Origin of the sequence: Actinoallomurus acaciae, from assembly GCF_042429965.1 — a bacterium.
Classification (GTDB): Bacteria; Actinomycetota; Actinomycetes; order Streptosporangiales; family Streptosporangiaceae; genus Actinoallomurus; species Actinoallomurus acaciae.
In genome coordinates this window covers 1-4,186 of the sequence record NZ_JBHLZP010000634.1, presented here as the reverse complement: position 1 = coordinate 4,186, position 4,186 = coordinate 1, and the positions used below count along the sequence as shown (strand labels likewise).

Sequence of the window (4,186 nt, the reverse complement as noted above, 5' to 3'; positions counted from 1 at the left end):
GCCCGCCGTACGCGGCGGCCGGCCGCTCGCCGCTCCACCGCGCGGAGGACGGCTCCGGCGATCCCCAGTTCGCGCACGGTCCTGCCGTGCCTCTGGTCTCCCGGCGCGGGCGGACGCCCGGCGTCGGCCGGGGCACGAGGGCCCCGATCGTGCGCACGCGTCCCGGCGAGGTCTTCCGTCGGCGTCTCGGCATCGTCCTGCTTGGGGCGCCTCCGCAGATGGCGCCGGAGCCAGGCGTTCATTCGACCTCCCCACGGATCGCGAAATACGGCGGCGTTCCCGATTATTCGTACTGACGGTAGGGGCGTTCCCTGACGAATCGACACCCGTAATCGGACAACTGCGGGTAAAGGCTTCGAGTAGTGCGGCGTGTCGCGAACCGGGATGACGCGTCCGACGGCCGCGGATGCCCCCGAAGAGGCGCATTCGCGATGCGATCCGGAATATCCGCGGATACGATGCTTTCGGATCATTTGGGAGGTATGCCGTGCCGGAGCCACAGACGGCGGGGGGAGCCGACGTCACCAGGCCCAGCCCCGCGCGCCTCTACAACTACTACCTCGGCGGCAAGGACAACTTCGCCGTCGACCGTAAGGCCGCCGAGTCGATCCTGGCGGTCATGCCCGAGGGGCGGCAGGTCGCGCGGGAGAACCGCGCCTTCCTTCGCCGCGTGGTCCGGCATCTGACGCTGGAGACCGGCATCCGGCAGTTCGTTGACCTCGGCACCGGCCTGCCCACCGAGGGCAACGTGCACGAGGTCGCCCGGGAGGCCGCGTCCGGGGCCCGCGTCGTGTACGTCGACAACGATCCGATCGTGCTCGCCCACGGCGAGGCGCTGCTGGCCAGAGACGACCAGACGACGTTCATCGGGGCGGACATGCGCGAGCCGGAGGTGATCCTCGGCGATCCCCGGCTCAAGGCCCTGATCGACTTCGACGAGCCGGTCGCGGTGCTGTTCGTCTCGGTGCTGCAGTTCGTGCCCGACGACGAGGAGGCCGCCGGGCTCGTACGCAGGTTCACCGAGGCGGTGCCGCCGGGCAGCCGGGTGGTGATCTCGACGATCACCGGCACCGGGCAGCGTGAGGACAAGGTCGAGACGATAACGGCCGCCTACGCGAACTCCACGGCCCCGGCCGTGCTGCGGCCCCGTGAGCGGATCGAGCGCCTCTTCGGCGGCCTGGATCTGGTGGCGCCCGGACTCGTGCCGGCGCCTGAATGGCACCCCGACGTTCGCGGCGAGACCGGGAACGGCACGTCCTGGGTGCTGGCCGGCGTGGGCGCGGTCGCCTGACCCTGGAAGCCCTTCAGAAGCCCTGGCCGCACAAGCAAGGCGGCGGTAAAGCTTCGTCCGCGGATCGCGGGTCGCGCATGACGCCAGGGTCGGCGCGGGTACGGCACCATCGCAGGTCAGAGCGATATTCCAGCGACATACGAACGGTGCCGACGCATGCAGCAGCAGATTCGCGGGTGGCGCTTCGCCGCCGAGAGAATTCCCAGACGCCGGGTCATGCGCGACGGATCGCTCGCGCCCTCGGCCCGAACGATCCTCACCGCCTGTCAGGAGCTCGGCCGCCGGGCCCTGGGCATGAACGCTCCTTCCCGAGGGCGCATGTCCGCCGCCCAGGCCGCCATGGCGGCGCGGATGCCCACGCGCATGGCGGAGCACATGCCCGGCCGGACGCCGACCGGCATGATGGGCCGGATGCCCGCCCGTATGGCGGCGCGGATGCCCGGTCCGATGACGGGGCGAAGGCCCACGCGGATGTCCGCGTGCATGGCGCGGCGGAGGCCCGGCCGGATGACCATGCCCGCGGGCCTGGCCGGGAGGATGCCCACGGCGATGCCGTCGGCCATGACCTCGAACGTCAAGCGGGTCGCCGGCGGACTGGGACTGCTGGCGGCCGGAGTGGGCATCGCCCGCTGGGCGGCCAACCGGCCGACGGCACGGGAGCGCGAGCTCAAGAACCGCTGGATCATGGTGACCGTCAACTGCTCGCCGCAACGGCTGGCCTCGCGGTCCGACCTCCCGGAGCCGATCACCCGGCTCGGCGACGCGGTCGACATCAAGATCGCTCCCGCGCCCGGTGACCGTGGCACCGAGCTCGGCGCGCGGCTGCGCGACCTGCCGCGTACGAAGGTCGCCGGAATGGTCAACCGGCATCCCGAAGAGGATCCGCGGCGGATGGTCGAGCAGGCGCTCCGCGACGCCAAGGAGATCATCGAGACCGGCGAGGTGCTGCGCGGGGACTGGCCGGCCGCCGCGCAACCCGCCCAGGCGGGCAAGCTCCTGGAGTTCGCCGGCCGTCGAGGAGGCCGGCTGTGAAGGCGCTGTGCTGGGAGGGCGTGAACCGGCTCTCGGTCGAACGGGTCCCCGACCCGCAGATCCTCAATGACCAGGACGCGATCGTGAAGGTCACGCTGAGCACGACCTGCGGATCGGACCTGCACCTCATCGACGGCTTCATCCCGACCATGCAGGCGGGCGACGTGATCGGCCACGAGTTCATGGGGGAGATCGTCGACATCGGCCGCGGGGTCCGCCGCCGCAAGGTCGGCGAACGCGTCGTCGTGTGCTCCTTCATCGGCTGCGGCCGGTGCTGGTACTGCACGCACGACCTGTGGTCGCTGTGCGACAACACCAATCCCAACTGGGAGCTGGCGCGCGACACCCTCGGCTTCGAGACCGGCGGCGTGTACGGCTACTCCCACGCCATGGGCGGCTTCAAGGGCAGCCACTCCGAGTACATCCGGGTCCCGTTCGCCGACTTCGGCACCTTCCCGGTGCCCGACGGCGTCGGCGACCTGGACGCCCTGTACGCCTCCGACGCCGCTCCGACCGGATGGATGGGCGCCCACATGGGCGGCGTGAAGCCCGGTGACGTCGTCGCGGTGTGGGGCGCGGGCGGCGTCGGCCAGATGGCGGCGCGCGCGGCGCAGCTCCTCGGCGCCGAACGCGTCATCGTCATCGACCGGTTGCCCGACCGGCTCGCCATGGCCGAGCGGTACATGGACGTCGAGACGATCGACTTCTCCCAGTCCGACGTGCCGGCCGACCTGTACGAGCGTACGGGCGGACGCGGTCCGGACGTGTGCATCGAGGCGGTCGGCATGGAGGCCACCGGCGCCCCGGACGGCCAGTACGCCTACGACCGGGTCAAACAGCAGCTCCACATGCAGCAGGACCGGCCCATCGCGGTACGCGAGGCCATCCAGGCCTGCGGCAAGGGCGGTTCGGTGTTCGTGCTCGGTGTGTTCGGCGGGATGGTGGACCGGTTCCCGCTCGGCATGCTGATGAACAAGGGCCTGGTGTTCGCCGGGGCGCAGCAGCACGGGCACCGCTACATCCCGATGCTGCTCAAGCGCATGGCGAGCGGCGAGCTGACCGCACGCCAGCTGGCCACCCACGAGATGTCGCTCGACGACGCGCCCCGCGGCTATGACATGTTCAAGCACAAGAAGGACGGCTGTGTGCGCGTGGCGTTCCGCCCGCACTCCTGAACGCGCCCTCCCCGCCGGACCGAAGTGTCCAAAGTGTCAGAAGTGCAGGACGACGAACTCGTACTCGGCGGGCCCGGTGAGCCGGGCCCTGCCGTCCTTGTTCTTGTCGATGAAGATCGTCAGGTACACGTCGCCCTGCCACTGCCGCAGGGGAGTGCGCTGCTGGTCATGCCAGGTCTGGGCGACGTAGATCTGGTCCTGGTCGGCGGACCGGTGGGCGATCCTCGAGCCGACGAACTCGTTGTGGCCCTCGTTGTCCAGGTACAGCGTGCCGCTGCCGTACTCGTAGTCCGCGAGCCCGGTGCCCGGCCGGAGGCAGGGGTTCGCGGCGACCGACGCGCCGTCCTGGAGGTTGAAGACGCTGTCATCGGTCCAGGCGCAGACCTTCACGGCGACGTCCTCGGCCTGCTTCGGGAAGCGCAGCTCGAACGGCGCCTTCCTCATCGCCACCGTCACGACGTCCTTGCCGCCCCGGTGAGCGAACGACATGGCGTCCTGGGTGCCGTCCTGCCAGAACTCCAGGCCGAGCCGCGGGGTGCGGGACAGCTCACCGGTGTCGCCGGAGGCCGCGGACGCGGACGCGGAGGGCGACTGCGTGGGCGTGTGGCCGGTGCCGTCTCCGCGCAGGCCCGGCCAGACCACCACGCCGGCCACGGTGATCACGGCGGCGGCCGCGACGGCGGCGGCC

General features: G+C 70.9%; 6 protein-coding genes. 3 read left to right on the top strand and 3 right to left on the bottom strand.

What is annotated here, in order from left to right:
- A partial coding sequence (locus tag ACFFNX_RS43835) for a hypothetical protein (RefSeq protein WP_378212172.1) occupies window positions 1–242 on the bottom strand: 242 nt, incomplete at its 3' end.
- Between the two features lie 245 nt (window positions 243–487).
- On the opposite strand from ACFFNX_RS43835, the gene ACFFNX_RS43830 reads away from it, so the two are divergent.
- Window positions 488–1,291 (top strand): SAM-dependent methyltransferase, encoded by an 804-nt coding sequence (locus ACFFNX_RS43830; protein WP_378212171.1) that lies wholly within the window; start codon window positions 488–490, stop codon window positions 1,289–1,291.
- 266 nt (window positions 1,292–1,557) lie between these two features.
- Here ACFFNX_RS43830 and ACFFNX_RS43825 read toward each other — a convergent pair whose 3' ends face one another.
- Window positions 1,558–1,854: a hypothetical protein gene (locus ACFFNX_RS43825; protein WP_378212170.1), complete on the bottom strand. Its 297-nt coding sequence runs from the start codon at window positions 1,852–1,854 to the stop codon at window positions 1,558–1,560.
- Between ACFFNX_RS43825 and ACFFNX_RS43820 the strand changes: the two genes are divergently transcribed.
- The gene (locus tag ACFFNX_RS43820; RefSeq protein ID WP_378212169.1) at window positions 1,853–2,323 is read left to right on the top strand and encodes a hypothetical protein; all 471 of its coding nucleotides are present in this window, start codon (window positions 1,853–1,855) and stop codon (window positions 2,321–2,323) included. The two genes, ACFFNX_RS43825 and ACFFNX_RS43820, sit on opposite strands and share 2 nt — an antisense overlap.
- Window positions 2,320–3,498, top strand: coding sequence for a zinc-dependent alcohol dehydrogenase (locus ACFFNX_RS43815; protein ID WP_378212168.1), 1,179 nt, complete (start codon window positions 2,320–2,322; stop codon window positions 3,496–3,498). The genes ACFFNX_RS43820 and ACFFNX_RS43815 overlap by 4 nt, the downstream gene beginning before the upstream one ends.
- A 36-nt stretch (window positions 3,499–3,534) precedes the next feature.
- Here the strand turns inward: ACFFNX_RS43815 and ACFFNX_RS43810 are convergent.
- The coding region (locus tag ACFFNX_RS43810) for a hypothetical protein (protein WP_378212167.1) at window positions 3,535–4,186 on the bottom strand (652 nt) is incomplete at its 5' end.

Excerpts from the sequence above, each read along its gene's own strand:
- ACFFNX_RS43820 (WP_378212169.1), top strand. The coding sequence starts at position 1,853 with ATGACCTCGAACGTCAAGCGGGTCGCCGGCGGACTGGGACTGCTGGCG.
- ACFFNX_RS43825 (WP_378212170.1), bottom strand. The coding sequence starts at position 1,854 with ATGGCCGACGGCATCGCCGTGGGCATCCTCCCGGCCAGGCCCGCGGGC.